General features: G+C 71.9%; 1 protein-coding gene. It reads left to right on the plus strand.

Annotated elements, in window-relative coordinates; all coding sequences use genetic code 11:
- The coding region (locus MJ643_RS31335) for a helix-turn-helix domain-containing protein (protein WP_247727407.1) at positions 1-224 on the plus strand (224 nt) is incomplete at both ends.

Here is a 224-nt window from a genome sequence, read left to right on the forward strand (position 1 = left end):
GGCCATCCTGGCGCGGCAGGCGAACGTCTCGCCTCGCACGTTCTCGCGCCGGTTCATCGACGACACGGGGATCACGCCGATGCAGTGGGTGCTCCGCGCCCGCATCGACCGGGCGCGCGAGCTGCTGGAACGGACCGATCTGACGGTCACGCAGATCGCCGGGGCGAGCGGCCTGCGCTCGGACACGAACCTGCGCCGGCACTTCGGGGCGATCGTCGGCGTCT

Source organism: Pseudomonas sp. PNPG3 (genome assembly GCF_023093815.1).
GTDB classification, from domain to species: Bacteria; Pseudomonadota; Gammaproteobacteria; order Pseudomonadales; family Pseudomonadaceae; genus Aquipseudomonas; species Aquipseudomonas asiatica.